Origin of the sequence: Streptomyces pilosus, assembly GCF_014649835.1 — a bacterium.
Taxonomy (GTDB): Bacteria; Actinomycetota; Actinomycetes; order Streptomycetales; family Streptomycetaceae; genus Streptomyces; species Streptomyces pilosus.
Genome location: NZ_BMTU01000003.1, coordinates 282,944 through 298,774 on the forward strand (window position 1 = coordinate 282,944; position 15,831 = coordinate 298,774).

Below are 15,831 nucleotides of genomic sequence, written 5' to 3' on the forward strand. Positions count from 1 at the left end.
CCGGCTCATTTGCGGTTGTAGAGCCGCATCGTGACCGGCCCGAACACCACCACGAACAGCCCCGACCAGCCCAGCGTCCAGGCGATCTCGTCGGCCGGCCAGTCGCCCGCCATCAGACCGCGCACCGCGGACGCCAGGTGAGTGACGGGGCTGTTGTTGACGAACGCCTGGAGCCAGCCCGGCATGGTGCGCGGGTCGACGAAGACGTTGGAGAGGAAGGTGAGCGGGAAGATCACCATCATGCTGACGCTCATCACCGACTTCTCGGTGCGCAGCATCAGGCCGAACATGGTCCAGATCCACGAGAAGGCGAACGAGAACACCAGCAGCAGGGCGATCCCGGCGACCACGCCGACGAACCCGCCGTCCGCCCGGTAACCGAGCAGCAGCCCCATGGCCAGCATGACGACCGATGCGATGGTGTAGCGCAGCGCGTCCCCCAGCAGATAGCCGACCATGGCCGACGGCCGCCAGATGGGCAGCGAGCGGAAGCGGTCGAAGACGCCCTTCTCGATGTCGATGTTCACCGAGACCCCGGTGTACATCGTGATCATCACGACCGACATCACCAGGATGCCCGGCAGCACGAACTGGATGTAGTCGTCGGGTGAGCCCGCCAGCGCACCGCCGAAGAGGTACGTGAACATCAGCAGGTTCATGATCGGGAAGGCGGTGACGTCGAAGAGCTGCTCCGGCACGTGCTTGATCTTCAGCATGGCGCGCCAGCCGAAGGTCAGGGACGTGGACAGCGAGCTGGGGCGCGGCGGGCGCTCCTTGGCGACCAGCAGGGCCGTCAGCGTCTCGGTGCTGACCGGCGCAAGATCCTTGCTCTCGGTGCTGGTGACCGTGCTCATGCCGCCACCTCGTCCTTCGCGTCGGTGTCGGTGTCGGTGCCGGCGTCGCGGCCGGTGGCCGGGCCGGCCTCGCGCCCGGTCAGTGCCATGAAGACCTCGTCGAGACTGGGCTGTCCCAGGGAGAAGTTGTCGACGGTGATCCCGGCCCGGGTCAGCTCGCCGAGTGCCCGTGCCGCCTGCTCGGCGGCGGAGTCGCTCGTCGCCGCGCTGAGGCGGGCGGTGAGCGCCACCGGGTCGGGTTCCGGCTGCACCTCCGCGACCAGCAGCTCCCGCAGGAGTCGCTCGGCCTCGGGCCGCCGGTCCGCGTCCCGCAGCCGCAGATGGACGGAGCCGGCGCCGACGGACGCCTTCAGCTCCCCCTTGGTGCCCTCGGCGATCACCCGGCCCCGGTCGATGACGGCGATCCTGGACGCCAGCTGGTCGGCCTCGTCCAGGTACTGCGTGGTCAGCAGCACGGTCGTGCCCTGGGCGACGACCGCGCGCACGATGTCCCACACCTGGTTGCGGCTGCGCGGGTCGAGACCCGTGGTGGGCTCGTCCAGGAACAGCAGGTCGGGGGTGTTGAGGATGGAAGCGGCGATGTCGATGCGGCGTCGCATGCCTCCGGAGTAGTGCTTGACCTGCTTGCCGGCCGCCTCGGTGAGACCGAAGGCCTCCAGCAGCTGGGCGGCGCGGGTGCGGGCGGTGGGCTTGCGGTGGCCGAGCAGCCTGGCCAGCAGGATCAGGTTCTCGGTGCCGGTGAGGTCCTCGTCGACGGACGCGTACTGGCCGGTGAGGCTCACCCGGCCGCGTACCTCGTCGGCCTCGTGGACGACGTCGTGACCGAAGACCCGGGCCTCACCGCCGTCGGGGCGCAGCAGGGTGGCGAGCATCTTCACGGTGGTGGTCTTGCCGGCGCCGTTCGGTCCGAGGACGCCGTACACCGTGCCGGCCGGCACGGTCAGATCGACGCCGTCGACGGCCCGTGTCTCACCGAAGGTTTTGACCAGGCCCACGGTCTCGATCGCCGGGCCGGACGAATGCGTGCTCATGCTGGAGGTCCTTCCGCGTGCTCGGGCTACGCAGGGGGAGACTCTTACGGTCGCGCAAACTCATCGGTCCCGCACACGGATTCCACCGGCGCCACCCGTGGCGCCGGCCTGCCCGGGGGTACCGTCGCCTCATGCATGCGATCACGATTCCCGAACCCGGTGGACCCGAGGCGCTGGTGTGGGAGGAGGTCCCCGATCCGGTGCCCGGCGAGGGCGAGGTCCTGGTCGAGGTGGTGGCCGGGGCCGTCAACCGGGCCGACATCCTCCAGCGGCAGGGCTTCTACAACCCCCCGCCCGGCGCGTCCCCCTACCCCGGTCTCGAATGCTCCGGTCGGATCGCCGCGCTGGGCCCCGGGGTGAGCGGCTGGGCCGTCGGCGACGAGGTCTGCGCGTTGCTCGCGGGCGGCGGTTACGCCGAGAAGGTCGCCGTGCCGGCCGGGCAGTTGCTGCCCGTGCCCGAGGGGATCACCGTCGACCAGGCGGCGGCGCTCCCGGAGGTCGTCTGCACGGTCTGGTCCAACGTCTTCATGGTGGCCCACCTGCGCCCCGGTGAGACCTTCCTGGTGCACGGCGGCTCCAGCGGCATCGGCACCATGGCGATCCAGCTGGCCAAGGCCGTCGGCGCGAGGGTCGCGGTCACGGCCGGCACGGCGGAGAAGCTGGAGCGCTGCGCGGAACTCGGCGCCGACATCCTGATCAACTACCGGGAGCAGGACTTCGTGGCCGAGCTGAGGGAGGCCACCGGCGGGGCGGGCGCGGACGTCATCCTGGACAACATGGGCGCCAAGTACCTGGACCGCAACGTCCAGGCCCTCGCGGTCAACGGCCGGCTCGCGATCATCGGCATGCAGGGCGGGGCCAAGGGTGAACTGAACATCGGCGCGCTGCTCACCAAGCGCGCCGCGATCAGCGCGACCTCGCTGCGGGCCCGGCCGGCCGCGGAGAAGGCGGCGATCGTGGCGGCCGTGCGGGAGCACGTCTGGCCGCTCGTCGCCACGGGTCGGGTCCGCCCCGTCGTCGACCGCGAGATCCCGATGCTGGAGGCGGCTGCCGCCCACCGGGTCGTGGAGGACAGCGGCCACATCGGCAAGGTCCTGCTGGTCACGACGGACTGATCCCGGGCCGACGGGCCCGGTCCCCGGCCCGGATCCGTCCCCCGGCCCTCGGCCCACACCCGCTCCCCGACTCCTGGCCCGGATTGGCCGCCGGCCCCTGGCCCGGACCCGCTTTTTCGGCCCCTGGCCCGGACCCGCTCTTCGGCCCCTGGCCCGGACCCGCTTTTTCGGCCCCCGGCCCAGACCCGCCCTTCGGCCCCCGGCCCGGGCCCCGGTACCGGCCCGGGCCCCGGTACCGGCCCGGACCCGCGGCGCTGCGAGGCCCGGCGCCGCGCAGCGCCGCGGGGGCCTGCTCGCGCCCGGGTGGGGCACGGCCGTACGGCTGGTGGTCAGGCCTGGCGCATGCGCAGGGCGACGAAGGCGAGTCCCAGGCCGAGGCCGATGAGGACCAGTCCGCTGCCGAGCGGAAGGATCCGCAGGACCGGCTCGGCGCTCGCGGCCGCGTCCGGTGCCACCGGCGCGGAGGTGGAGGGCGCCGGGACCGCCGCCGGCGACGTGGGCGCCACCGCCGGGCTGTCGACGGGCGCCCGGCGCTCCGCCTCCTCGCGCTCCGGACGGGACGCGTCCGGGCCGGTGTCATGGCGTCCCCTGCCGTCACGGGCGCCCCCGTCGTGCGCCTCGCCCCGCTTGTCCCGCTCCCGGGGGTCCCCGTCCCGGGGGTCCCCGGGCGGTTCGTGCCGTCCGGGGCGCTCCCGGCCCTGGTCCGGCCGGTCCTCGGCCCGTGACGGCCGCCCGGTCGGTGACGGCGGGCCCGACGACGCGGACGAGGCGGACGGCGAGGACGAGGCGGACGGGACGGAGGGCCGGGGAGCGGACGAGGGGGTGTGGGACACCGGTCCGGCGTCGACCCCCGAGGCCCTGTACGTCGCGGCCGCCGCCGTCACCGCACGGGCGGGCCCCGCGCCCGGGCCGTACGGCAGCACCGCCGCCCCCGCCGCCAGGACGATCGTCGCCCCCACTACACGCAGCCATGGAGTCACGAGCGTGACCTCCCGCGCCGGCCGGTGCCCGGTCGCACCGTCGGCAAGTTGGGCCGGATGGACGCCCAACAGCCTCGCACCGCGTACCCGACCCGGCATTCCGGGCGCGTCCGTCGGGTGGACGCCCGGATCGGCCGCCGTCGTCGGGGGCACCCCGATGTCGGCCGCCGGGGTGCGAGACAATGGCGCCATGGAGATGCCGAGGAACGAACGGTCGCCGGAGAATCCGCAGATCCTGGTCGTCGGCCAGGACGGCATGGCGCTCAGCGGCGGCAGCGGAGACGAGGACTCCCGCGAGACCCCGGTGACGGAGCAGGTGGAGCAGCCGGCGAAGGTCATGCGGATCGGCAGCATGATCAAGCAGCTGCTGGAGGAGGTGCGAGCGGCTCCTCTGGACGAGGCCAGCCGGGCCCGGCTCAAGGAGATCCACTCGAGCTCGGTGAAGGAGCTGGAGGACGGTCTGGCCCCCGAGCTGGTCGAGGAGCTGGAGCGGATCTCGCTGCCCTTCACGGACGACGCGACACCCACCGACGCCGAACTGCGCATCGCGCAGGCCCAGCTGGTGGGCTGGCTGGAGGGCCTCTTCCACGGCATCCAGACCACGCTGTTCGCCCAGCAGATGGCGGCGCGCGCCCAGCTGGAGCAGATGCGCCGCGCGCTTCCGCCCGGTGTCGGCGACGGCCCGGAGGAGCCGCACCTGGGCGGCCGCTCGGGCGGCCCGTACCTGTAACCGTCCCTGTCCCTGCCCGAACGATCCGAACGATCCGAAGGGGCCCGGCATCCGATGCCGGGCCCCTTCGCCGTGCTGCCGCGTGCTGCCGCGTACCGCCGCGGGTCAGGAGGGCGGGTTGCCCGTCGAGACCTTGAGGGTGATCTCCGGCATGTCCTCGGGGTCGACGTCGGTGCCGGCCGGCGGGAACTGCTCGCGGACCGAACCCTCGCCGTAGGTGTTCTCGTCCACCTCGAGGATCTTGAAGTCGCCCCAGCCGGCGGCCTGGAGACACTCCCTGACCGAACCGATGTACTTGAACTTGAAGTTGGGCAGCCGGATCTTGTCGGGGTCGTTGTACGACTCCTGCGGCTCCTCGCACTCCTCCGCGTCGATCTTCTTCGACGTGTCGGGCCCCCGGTAGCCCTCTGCCTTGGTCGCCGAGGCCGACGCCGAGGCGCTGGTGTCCCCGCCGCCCTGCGGGTCCTTGTCGCCGCCGTTCATCAGCAGGGCCGTCACCAGGCCGCCGACGGCCAGCACGGACACGGCGATCGAACCGATGATCACCGGCTTGTTCCGTCCGCCGCCGCCGGCACCGGAGCCCGAGGACTGCGGGGTGATGTTGTACGGCGGCGGGGTCGACGCGCCCTGCTGCGCGTACGGCGCCGGGGAGGGCGTCGGGTAGCCGCCGTGCTGCGGGTAGCCGTACGCCGGGGAGGGCGTGGAGGGGGCCGCCGGCGTCCCGTACGGGTTCGGCTGCTGGGGCGGCTGGTAGGGCGTCTGGACGTTGCCCGTGGGGGCCGGGGTCGCCTGGTCGACCGGCGGGAAGACCGCGGAGCCGACGCCCGCGCCGCTCTGCGCCTGGGCGCCCGGCACGATGCTCGGCGGGGCCGCCCGGAAGGACTGCGCCACCCGCAGGCACTCCCCGCGCATCGCCTCCGCGCTGGGGAAGCGCTCGTTGGGGTTCTTCTTCAGCGCACGGGCGATCAGCGCGTCCACGGCCGGCGGCAGCGAGCGGTTGATCGAGGAGGCGGTCGGCGGTTCCTCCTGGACGTGCGCGTACGCGATGGCCAGCGGCGAGTCCGCCTCGAACGGCAGCCGCCCGGTGACCAGCTGGAACAGCATGATGCCGACCGAGTACAGGTCCGAGCGCGCGTCGACGCCCCGCCCGAGGGCCTGCTCCGGGGAGAGGTACTGGGGGGTGCCGACGACCATGCCGGTCTGCGTCATCGAGGTGACACCCGACTGCATGGCGCGGGCGATGCCGAAGTCCATCACCTTGACCACGCCGCGCTTGGTCATCATCACGTTGCCCGGCTTGATGTCCCGGTGGACCAGGCCCATCTCGTGGCTGATCTCCAGCGCCGCCAGCACGTCCGCGGTGATCTTCAGCGCCTTGTCGGCGGGCATCGCGCCCTGCTGCCGGACGTCCTCGTCGAGCACGGAGCCCAGCGGGCGGCCCTCGACGTACTCCATGACGATGTACGGCGTCGTCATGCCGTCCACGTCGTCCTCGCCGGTGTCGAAGACCGAGACGATGTTGGTGTGCGTGAGCTTCGCCACGGACTGGGCCTCGCGGCGGAAGCGCTCACGGAACGCCTGCTCCCTGCCGAGTTCCGTGTGCAACGTCTTGATCGCGACCTGACGGTCCAGCACGCTGTCGTAGGCGAGGTGCACCGACGCCATGCCGCCCTGGCCGAGCAGGTCCCGCAGTTGGTAACGGCCACCGGCGAGAGCCCGCCCCGCGTACTGGCCCCGTGCGCCGTCCTGGCTCATGTTCCGCGTCCCCCGTAGCCTCTCCGGCGCCGCCGTCGGTGACTGTTCGTCGTAGATCGAAAGTGCTATTCCCGGCCAAGTCTGCCCCAGGCCACTGACACGTCAAGCGTGGTGCCCGATCCGTGACCGTACGCGAAAGAAGCGTCGCGGAAGCGTTACAGGGGTCGTACTGCCGGTGCACGGAATTTGCACGACAGTACGGAGTGCGGGTTTCATGGCCGGTCCGTCTCGTGCCGGCCCCGGCAGCCCGTCTCGGACCGGAGCCTCGTGCGAAGGCTGTAGCGTGGGCCGACGGAGACCGTGACAACACCGCGCGCACCGCGGGCAGAAACGACGGCGAGGACTGATGGCACAGCAGCAGCGCGCTCAGGGCCCGTCCGACCCCGAGGCGACTGGCGGCGGCATGTCGGACGCGCCGGACAACTGGGGCAACGGCGGGCTCGTCGGCGACGGCCGGTACCGGCTGACCCACCGGCTCGGCCGGGGCGGCATGGCCGAGGTGTTCGCCGCCGAGGACGTACGTCTCGGCCGCACGGTCGCCGTCAAGCTGCTGCGCTCCGACCTCGCCGAGGACCCCATCGCCAAGGCGCGCTTCACGCGCGAGGCGCAGTCGGTGGCCGGTCTCAACCACCACGCGATCGTCGCCGTGTACGACTCCGGCGAGGACGTCATCGGCGGCCAGGCCGTCCCGTACATCGTGATGGAGATCGTCGAGGGCCGCACCATCCGCGACCTGCTGCTGAACGCGGAGGCCCCCGGCCCCGAGCAGGCGCTGATCATCGTCTCCGGTGTCCTGGAGGCGCTCGCCTACTCGCACCAGCACGGCATCGTGCACCGCGACATCAAGCCGGCCAACGTCATCATCACCAACAACGGCGCCGTGAAGGTGATGGACTTCGGCATCGCCCGCGCGCTGCACGGCGCGTCGACGACGATGACGCAGACCGGCATGGTCATGGGCACCCCGCAGTACCTCTCCCCGGAGCAGGCCCTCGGCAAGGCCGTCGACCACCGCTCCGACCTGTACGCCACCGGCTGCCTGATGTACGAACTGCTGGCGTTGCGTCCGCCCTTCACCGGTGAGACGCCGCTGTCGGTGGTCTACCAGCACGTCCAGGACATCCCCACGCCTCCCTCGGAGGCCTCGGACGCCTGCCCGCCGGAGCTGGACGGGCTGGTCATGCGCTCCCTCGCCAAGGAGCCCGACGACCGCTTCCAGACGGCCGAGGAGATGCGCGGCCTGGTCCAGTACGGGCTCCAGATGCTCTACGAGCAGGGCGGGCACACGGGCACCTGGAACACCGGCCCGGTGGACCTGCACGAGGGACCGCCCACCCCGTCGGCCGGCTTCGCGGGCACGGCCGTGATGCCGCACCCGGACGCCGCCGGCACCACGGCGATCCCGCAGCCGATCCTGCCCGCCGGCTACGGCGGGGACGACGGCGGTTTCGAGGGCAACGGCAACCGGGGCGGCGGCCGCGGCAAGCTGTGGATCCTGGCGGTGCTCGCCGTGATCGCGGTCGCGGCGGGAGTCGCGCTGGCGCTCAACAACACCGGCGGGAGTGGGGGCGGCGGCAAGACCGAGAAGTCGCCGTCCGTCACGCAGAGCACCAAGGACGAGACGGCCAGTTCCTCCCCGAGCGACGAGGAGACCGAGGAGACCACCGACCCGGGCACCGACCCGGGGACGGGCTCCGGCGGCGGCGGGGACTGGACGCCGTCGTACACGCCGTCGGAGGAGGCGCCGACGGAGACGGAGACGGAGGAGCCGACCGACCCGCCGTCGGCCACCCAGCCGACCCAGACGGGCGGCACGGAGGACGGCGGCACCGAGACCGGCGGCACCGAGACCGGTGGCACGGAGACGGGCGGCACGGAGGACGGTGGCACCGAGAACGGCGGCACCGAGAACGGCGGCGCGGCGGCCGGCGGCGCCGACGCGGGCGGGACGAACGTGGGCGGCGTGCCCGGCGGCGCGGGCTGACCGTCCCGGCCGCGACCCGGGCGACGTGCCCGGCGACGCGCCCGCTGCCCCGGGGCTGACCTGCCCCGGGCCCGGCGGCGCCCCCCTCTCCACGGGCACCCGGACGCCCGCATCGGGCACCCCGTGACGCCCGGCATCGGGCACCCCGTGACGCCCGGCGTGGCACGCCGTGCCGTCAGCGAAGTCGGCTCTTCCCGTCCCCGGGGTGGCCGGGATAACGTGCCGTTGCTCCGGCCTCCTGCAAGGCTGTGACCAGCGCGCTCTCACCGCCTTCCGGATTTACTTGGAAATCCAAGCAAAAACGCAGGTCAAGAGGGGTTTCACAGAAATGTGGAGCACTGGGTAACGTGCCTGTTGCAGGGCGCTCGCCGGGGCACCTGTCACGCCTGTTCCCGGCCGAGTGGCACCCACCCCGTGCCCGGTGGTCGAGTAACAGGTGAGCCGCACTGGCCCACCGGCAACCCCGGGGGCCGGACCGACGGAGGAGCACACGTGACCGTGGAGAGCACTGCCGCGCGCACACCGCGACGCAGCGCCGGAAGCAAGGCCGGCACCACCGGCACCAAGCGCACCACCAGCACCACCAAGAAGGCCGCCGGCGCCGGGAGGAGCGCCGAGCCCGCCCTCGTCCAGCTGCTGACGCCGGAGGGCAAGCGCGTCAAGAACGCCGAGTTCGACAAGTACGTCGCCGACATCACCGCCGACGACCTGCGCGGCCTGTACCGCGACATGGTGCTCACCCGCCGCTTCGACGCCGAGGCCACCTCCCTGCAGCGCCAGGGCGAGCTGGGTCTGTGGGCGTCGCTGCTCGGGCAGGAGGCGGCGCAGATCGGCTCCGGCCGGGCGCTGCGCGACGACGACTACGTCTTCCCCACCTACCGTGAGCACGGCGTCGCGTGGTGCCGCGGGGTGGACCCGACCAACCTGCTCGGCATGTTCCGCGGGGTGAACAACGGCGGCTGGGACCCCAGCGGTAACAACTTCCACCTGTACACGATCGTCATCGGCTCCCAGACGCTGCACGCCACGGGTTACGCGATGGGCATCACCAAGGACGGCGCGGACAGCGCCGTCATCGCGTACTTCGGCGACGGCGCCTCCAGCCAGGGCGACGTGGCCGAGGCCTTCACCTTCTCCGCGGTCTACAACGCACCGGTCGTGTTCTTCTGCCAGAACAACCAGTGGGCGATCTCCGAGCCGACCGAGAAGCAGTCCCGGGTGCCGCTCTACCAGCGCGCGCAGGGCTTCGGCTTCCCGGGCGTCCGCGTGGACGGCAACGACGTGCTGGCGAACCTGGCCGTCACCAAGTGGGCGCTGGAGCGGGCCCGCGCGGGTGAGGGACCGACGCTGGTCGAGGCGTTCACGTACCGCATGGGCGCGCACACCACCTCCGACGACCCCACCCGCTACCGGGGTGACGAGGAGCGTCTGGCCTGGGAGGCGAAGGACCCGATCCTGCGCCTGCGCCGCTACCTCGAGTCCTCGAACCACGCCGACGAGGCGTTCTTCGCGGAACTGGAAGCGGAGAACGAGGCGTTGGGCAGGCGGGTGCGTGAGGCGGTCCGCGCCATGCCGGACCCGGACCACTTCGCCATCTTCGAGAACGTGTACGCGGACGGGCACGCGCTCGTGGACGAGGAGCGGGCACAGTTCGCCGCCTACCAGGCGTCGTTCGCGGACGAAGACGGGGGTAAGTGACATGGCGGAGACCGTGACATCCAAGAACATGGCCCTGGCCAAGGCGGTCAACGAGTCGCTGCGGCACGCCCTGGAGACGGACCCGAAGGTCCTCGTCATGGGCGAGGACGTCGGCAAGCTCGGCGGCGTGTTCCGGGTGACGGACGGCCTGCAGAAGGACTTCGGCGAGAGCCGCGTCATCGACACCCCGCTCGCCGAGTCGGGCATCGTCGGGACCGCGATCGGCCTGGCGCTGCGCGGCTACCGGCCGGTGGTGGAGATCCAGTTCGACGGTTTCGTCTTCCCGGCGTACGACCAGATCGTCACCCAGCTCGCGAAGATGCACGCCCGCGCGCTGGGCAAGGTAAAGATGCCGGTCGTCGTGCGCATCCCCTACGGCGGCGGCATCGGCGCGGTCGAGCACCACTCGGAGTCCCCGGAGTCGCTGTTCGCGCACGTGGCCGGTCTGAAGATCGTGTCGCCGTCGAACGCGTCCGACGCGTACTGGATGATGCAGCAGGCCATCCAGAGCGACGACCCGGTGATCTTCTTCGAGCCGAAGCGGCGCTACTGGGACAAGGGCGAGGTCGACACCGAGGCGATCCCGGGCCCGCTGCACAGGGCGAGGACCGTCCGCGAGGGCACGGACCTGACCCTGGTCGCGTACGGCCCGATGGTGAAGCTGTGCCAGGAGGTCGCCGAGGCGGCCGCAGAGGAGGGCCGCTCCCTGGAGGTGCTGGACCTGCGCTCGGTCTCCCCGCTGGACTTCGACTCGATCCAGGCGTCGGTGGAGAAGACGCGCCGTCTGGTCGTGGTGCACGAGGCGCCGGTGTTCTTCGGCGCGGGCGCGGAGATCGCGGCGCGGATCACGGAGCGCTGCTTCTACCACCTGGAGGCCCCGGTGCTGCGGGTGGGCGGCTACCACGCCCCGTACCCGCCGGCCCGTCTGGAGGAGTCCTACCTCCCGGACCTGGACCGGGTGCTCGATGCCGTCGACCGCTCGCTGGCGTACTGAGGAGAGGGTCGTGACGACGATGACGAACGCGTCCGTACGCGAGTTCAAGATGCCGGACGTGGGCGAGGGCCTCACCGAGGCCGAGATCCTCAAGTGGTACGTCCAGCCGGGTGACACGGTCACCGACGGCCAGGTGGTGTGCGAGGTCGAGACGGCGAAGGCGGCCGTCGAACTGCCCATCCCCTACGACGGCGTGGTCCGCGCGCTGCACTTCCCCGAGGGCACCACGGTGGACGTGGGCACGTCCATCATCGCGGTGGACGTCGCGGGTGGCGCGGCCCCGGTGGAGGAGGCGCCCGCCGCCCCCGCCGAGCCCGCCGCGGAACCCGAGGAGAAGCCGGCCGCCCGCCAGCCCGTGCTGGTCGGTTACGGCGTGGCGACGTCCTCCACCCGCCGGCGCCCGCGCAAGCAGGCACCGGACGACACCGCCGGCCGGCAGGCGGCGGTGGCGGTCCAGGCGGAACTGAACGGCCACGGCGCCACGGCGGCCGCCCCCGCGGCACCCGCCGCCGCCCCCGCCGCCGCACCGCAGGACCGCCCGCTGGCGAAGCCGCCGGTGCGCAAGCTCGCCAAGGACCTGGGCGTCGACCTGGCCACGGTCACCCCGACCGGCCCGGACGGCGTCATCACCCGCGAGGACGTCCACGCGGCGGTGACCACGGCCCCGGCGCAGGCCCCGGCAGAGGCACAGGAGCAGGCAGCGGCCGTGCCGGCTGCCGTGCCCGCTCCGTCGGCCCCCGTGTCGTACGACACCGCACGGGAGACCCGTGTCCCGGTAAAGGGGGTGCGCAAGGCGACGGCGGCGGCGATGGTCGGTTCGGCGTTCACGGCGCCGCACGTCACGGAGTTCGTGACGGTCGACGTGACCCGCACCATGAAGCTGGTCGAGGAGCTCAAGCAGGACAAGGAGTTCGCGGGCCTGCGCGTGAATCCCCTCCTGCTGATCGCCAAGGCCCTGCTGGTCGCGATCAGGCGGAACCCGGACGTCAACGCCTCCTGGGACGAGGCGGCCCAGGAGATCGTGGTCAAGCACTACGTCAACCTGGGCATCGCGGCGGCCACCCCGCGCGGTCTGATCGTCCCGAACATCAAGGACGCCCACGCCAAGACCCTGCCGCAACTGGCCGAGTCCCTGGGCGAACTGGTGTCCACGGCCCGGGAGGGCAGGACCTCGCCGTCCGCGATGCAGGCGGGCACGGTCACGATCACCAACGTCGGCGTCTTCGGCGTCGACACGGGCACGCCGATCCTCAACCCGGGGGAGTCCGCGATCCTCGCGGTCGGCGCGATCAAGCTCCAGCCGTGGGTCCACAAGGGCAAGGTGAAGCCGCGTCAGGTCACCACCCTGGCGCTCTCCTTCGATCACCGCCTGGTCGACGGCGAGCTGGGCTCCAAGGTCCTGGCCGACGTGGCCGCGATCCTGGAGAACCCGAAGCGGCTGATCACGTGGGCCTGACGGCCACGAAGCGGTAGATCCAGCACGGCAGAAGGGCCCGCCGGTTCTCCGGCGGGCCCTTCTGCGGTGCGCGGGGGTCAGACCTTGCCGAAGCCGTAGCCCAGGAGCTTCTTGGCGTCCTTCTCGCGCTGGGCGGCGGAGGAGGAGGCGAGGACCGTGCCGATCACCGTCTTGCCGTTGCGGGTCGCGGCGAAGACCAGGCAGTACTTGGAGGTCGCGCCGGAGCCGGTCTTCACCCCGATCGTGCCCGCGTAGCTGCTGAGCAGGGAGTTCGTGTTGGTCCACGGCGCCATCGTGCGGGTGCCGCCCGACTTCGTCCGCGTCTTCGCCGTGTACTTCTTCGTCTTCACGATCGAGCGGAACGTCGAGTTCTTCATCGCGCTGCTCGCGATCTTCGTCAGATCGCGGGGCGTGGAGTAGTTCTTGCCGTTCCCGATGCCGTCGAACGAGTCGAAGTGGGTGTTCTTCAGCCCCAGCTTCTTGGCGTCCGCGTTCATCTTGCCGATGAACGACTTGACCCGCGCCGAGCGCGTCGAGCCCGTGCCGAACTTGTCGGCCAGCGCGTACGCCGCGTCGCAGCCGGACGGCAGCATCAGCCCGTACAGCAGCTGGCGCACGGTCACCTTGTCGCCGACGATCAGCCGCGCGGACGAGGCGTTCTTCGACACGATGTAGTCGCTGTACGCCTTCTGGATGGTGACCTTGGCGTCCAGGTTCAGATTCTTCTGCGCGAGCACGACCTTCGCGGTCATGATCTTCGTCGTCGAGCCGGTCGAACGGCGCGTGTCCGCGGCCTTCGAGTACAGCGACTTGCCGTTCCCGTTGTTCATCACGTAGCCGCCCTTGGCGACGATCGCGGGAACGGGAGCGGCCTGTACGGGAGCGGCCTGCGCCGGCGCCGCGGAGAGGGCGCCCGCCGAGACCAGGGCGCCGCTGGTCACGGCGACGCCGACGGCTCTGCGGAGGCGGATGGCCTGAGTGGCGATCTTCAAGTGAGATACCCCGATTGAGTTGAATGCCCCGGTGGTGCAGCGAAGTTGTGGGTGCGGCCGGCAGTGGGTCCGCACATGTCCGACTCCTTCCGGGGGCGGATGGTTGTACGCGGGGCGGGACGACTTTCCGGGTTCGGGGTGCAGTCCGCATCGTGGACGTATTCTTCCACGCGTACGTGATGTATCTATGCTGTCGGCATGACCAGCCTGGCTCCCGTGAAGCAAGCACCCGCCGCCGAGCGCGTCTACGGTCACGTCAAACGGGGCGTCCTGGAGCGCCGTTACGAGGGCGGCACGCTGCTCACCGAGGGCGAGCTGGCGGAGGCCGTGGGGGTCTCGCGCACCCCCGTGCGGGAGGCGCTGCTGCGGCTGGAGGCCGAAGGGCTGCTCAAGCTCTACCCGAAGAAGGGCGCCCTCGTGCTGCCGGTCTCCGCCCAGGAGATCGCCGACGTCGTGGAGACCCGGCTGCTCGTCGAGGAGCACGCCGCCCGGAAGGCGGTGCCCGCGCCGCCCGGCCTGATCGAGCGTCTGGAGCAGCTGCTGGCCCGGCAGAAGGAGCAGGCGGCCGCGGGCGACTTCGCCGCCGCCTCGGTGACCGACCGGTGCTTCCACGCCGAGATTGTCCGCAGCGGCGGCAACGAGATCCTCTCCCGCCTCTACGACCAGCTCCGCGACCGCCAGCTGCGCATGGGCGTCGCCGTGATGCACTCCCACCCCGACCGCATCGCCAAGACCCTGGCCGAGCACGAGGAGATCCTCCGGGCGCTGCGCGCGGGCGACGCGGAGGCGGCCGTGGGCGTGGTCCACCGGCACGTGGGCTGGTTCTCGCACCTGGCCAGGGGAGAGGTGCGATGAGCGCGGCCCGCCCCCGTACCGCCGTCCGGCCCGGCGATCCTCCCGGGGGCCGGCGCGCCCTCGCCGTCTGGGGGATCGGCGTCTCGGTCTACTTCGTCGCGGTCATCTTCCGCACGTCCCTGGGCGTGGCCGGACTCGACGCGGCCGACCGCTTCGGCGTCAACGCCTCGGCGCTCTCCACCTTCTCCATCCTCCAGCTGCTGGTCTACGCGGGCATGCAGATACCCGTCGGCCTGCTGGTGGACCGGCTCGGCACCAAGAGGGTGCTGGGCATCGGCGTCGTGCTGTTCACGGCCGGGCAGCTCGGCTTCGCCCTCTCGCCGTCGTACGGCACGGCGCTCGCCTCGCGGGCGCTGCTCGGCTGCGGTGACGCGATGACGTTCATCAGCGTGCTGCGGCTGGGCACCCGGTGGTTCCCGGCCCGGCGCGGGCCACTGGTGGGGCAGCTGGCCGGACTGGCCGGCATGGCGGGCAACCTGGTCTCCACGCTGGTCCTCGCCCGGCTGCTGCACGACATCGGCTGGACGGCGGCGTTCGCGGGCAGCTCGCTCGCGGGGGTCGTGGTGTTCGTGCTGCTGGTGCTGTTCCTCAAGGACCACCCCGAGGGCCACGAACCGGAGCCGGTGCCGCACCGGGGCGCCGCCTACGTACGCCGGCAGATCGCCGCGTCCTGGCGGGAGCCGGGGACCCGGCTGGGGCTGTGGGTGCACTTCACGACGCAGTTCCCGGCGATGGTGTTCCTGCTGCTGTGGGGCATGCCGTTCCTGGTGGAGGCGCAGGGCCTGTCCCGGGGCGTCGCCGGTGAGCTGCTGACGCTCGTGGTGCTCTCCAACATGGCCGTCGGGCTCGTCTACGGCCAGGTCGTCGCCCGGCACCACGGGGCGCGGCTGCCGCTGGCGCTGGGGACGGTCGGCGCGACCGCGCTGCTGTGGGCGGTGACGCTCGCCTACCCGGCGGACACCGCGCCGATGTGGCTGCTGGTGGTGCTGTGCGCGGTGCTGGGGGCCTGCGGGCCCGCCTCGATGCTCGGGTTCGACTTCGCCCGCCCGGCCAACCCGCCGGAGCGGCAGGGGACGGCGTCCGGGATCACGAACATGGGCGGCTTCGTCGCCTCCATGACGACGTTGTTCGCGATCGGGGTGCTGCTGGACGCGACGGGGGACGACTACGCCGTCGCCTTCTCGTCGGTGTTCGTGCTGCAGGCGCTGGGGGTCTCGCAGATCCTGCGGTTGCGGCGGCGGGCGGCGCGCCGGGAGTCGGAACGGCTGGTCGCCAGCCGGGTCTCCTCGGTGCACGTGCCCGTGTAGGCGCCCGGAGCCGGGCCGGGGCGGGCGGGGTGGGCCGAGCGGGCCCACGGCCCACCCGCGCCTCCTGGCGGGTGCCTCCC

13 protein-coding genes are annotated in these 15,831 nt (G+C 72.0%); 8 read left to right on the plus strand and 5 right to left on the minus strand.

Features of this window, described 5'->3' with window-relative positions:
• Positions 1 to 5 precede the first annotated feature (5 nt).
• Entirely contained in the window at positions 6 to 854 is an 849-nt protein-coding gene (locus IE118_RS09610) for an ABC transporter permease (RefSeq protein WP_189557331.1), read from the minus strand.
• The gene (locus tag IE118_RS09615) at positions 851 to 1,885 is read right to left on the minus strand and encodes an ATP-binding cassette domain-containing protein (protein WP_189557332.1); all 1,035 of its coding nucleotides are present in this window, start codon (positions 1,883 to 1,885) and stop codon (positions 851 to 853) included. Before IE118_RS09615 ends, IE118_RS09610 begins: the two co-directional genes overlap by 4 nt.
• A gap of 131 nt (positions 1,886 to 2,016) precedes the next feature.
• Between IE118_RS09615 and IE118_RS09620 the strand changes: the two genes are divergently transcribed.
• Positions 2,017 to 3,000, plus strand: a complete 984-nt coding sequence (locus IE118_RS09620; RefSeq protein WP_189557333.1) for an NAD(P)H-quinone oxidoreductase — start codon at positions 2,017 to 2,019, stop codon at positions 2,998 to 3,000.
• Positions 3,001 to 3,329: 329 nt separating this feature from the next.
• On the opposite strand, the gene IE118_RS09625 is transcribed toward IE118_RS09620, so the two are convergent.
• Positions 3,330 to 3,980 (minus strand): hypothetical protein, encoded by a 651-nt coding sequence (locus tag IE118_RS09625; protein ID WP_189557334.1) that lies wholly within the window; start codon positions 3,978 to 3,980, stop codon positions 3,330 to 3,332.
• Between the two features lie 190 nt (positions 3,981 to 4,170).
• Between IE118_RS09625 and IE118_RS09630 the strand changes: the two genes are divergently transcribed.
• Positions 4,171 to 4,710 (plus strand): bacterial proteasome activator family protein, encoded by a 540-nt coding sequence (locus tag IE118_RS09630; RefSeq protein ID WP_189557335.1) that lies wholly within the window; start codon positions 4,171 to 4,173, stop codon positions 4,708 to 4,710.
• Between the two features lie 105 nt (positions 4,711 to 4,815).
• On the opposite strand, the gene IE118_RS09635 is transcribed toward IE118_RS09630, so the two are convergent.
• Complete coding sequence (locus IE118_RS09635) at positions 4,816 to 6,465, minus strand: protein kinase domain-containing protein (RefSeq protein WP_189557336.1); 1,650 nt, start codon at positions 6,463 to 6,465, stop codon at positions 4,816 to 4,818.
• Between the two features lie 346 nt (positions 6,466 to 6,811).
• On the opposite strand from IE118_RS09635, the gene IE118_RS09640 reads away from it, so the two are divergent.
• From IE118_RS09640 to IE118_RS09655, 4 genes are all read left to right on the plus strand, one after another.
• A complete protein-coding gene (locus IE118_RS09640) occupies positions 6,812 to 8,449 on the plus strand; it encodes a protein kinase domain-containing protein (RefSeq protein ID WP_189557337.1) in 1,638 nt (545 codons plus the stop codon).
• Positions 8,450 to 8,941: 492 nt separating this feature from the next.
• A complete protein-coding gene (gene pdhA / locus IE118_RS09645) occupies positions 8,942 to 10,147 on the plus strand; it encodes a pyruvate dehydrogenase (acetyl-transferring) E1 component subunit alpha (protein ID WP_189557338.1) in 1,206 nt (401 codons plus the stop codon).
• Between the two features lies 1 nt (position 10,148).
• Complete coding sequence (locus tag IE118_RS09650) at positions 10,149 to 11,141, plus strand: alpha-ketoacid dehydrogenase subunit beta (protein ID WP_189557339.1); 993 nt, start codon at positions 10,149 to 10,151, stop codon at positions 11,139 to 11,141.
• 19 nt (positions 11,142 to 11,160) lie between these two features.
• Positions 11,161 to 12,597, plus strand: a complete 1,437-nt coding sequence (locus tag IE118_RS09655; protein ID WP_189557614.1) for a dihydrolipoamide acetyltransferase family protein — start codon at positions 11,161 to 11,163, stop codon at positions 12,595 to 12,597.
• A 77-nt stretch (positions 12,598 to 12,674) separates the two neighbouring features.
• Here the strand turns inward: IE118_RS09655 and IE118_RS09660 are convergent, their stop codons facing one another.
• Positions 12,675 to 13,589, minus strand: coding sequence for a D-alanyl-D-alanine carboxypeptidase family protein (locus tag IE118_RS09660; protein ID WP_189557340.1), 915 nt, complete (start codon positions 13,587 to 13,589; stop codon positions 12,675 to 12,677).
• 198 nt (positions 13,590 to 13,787) lie between these two features.
• On the opposite strand from IE118_RS09660, the gene IE118_RS09665 reads away from it, so the two are divergent.
• The gene (locus IE118_RS09665) at positions 13,788 to 14,444 is read left to right on the plus strand and encodes a GntR family transcriptional regulator (RefSeq protein ID WP_189557341.1); all 657 of its coding nucleotides are present in this window, start codon (positions 13,788 to 13,790) and stop codon (positions 14,442 to 14,444) included.
• Complete coding sequence (locus IE118_RS09670; RefSeq protein ID WP_189557342.1) at positions 14,441 to 15,751, plus strand: MFS transporter; 1,311 nt, start codon at positions 14,441 to 14,443, stop codon at positions 15,749 to 15,751. Before IE118_RS09665 ends, IE118_RS09670 begins: the two co-directional genes overlap by 4 nt.
• The last annotated feature ends 80 nt before the right edge of the window (positions 15,752 to 15,831 follow it).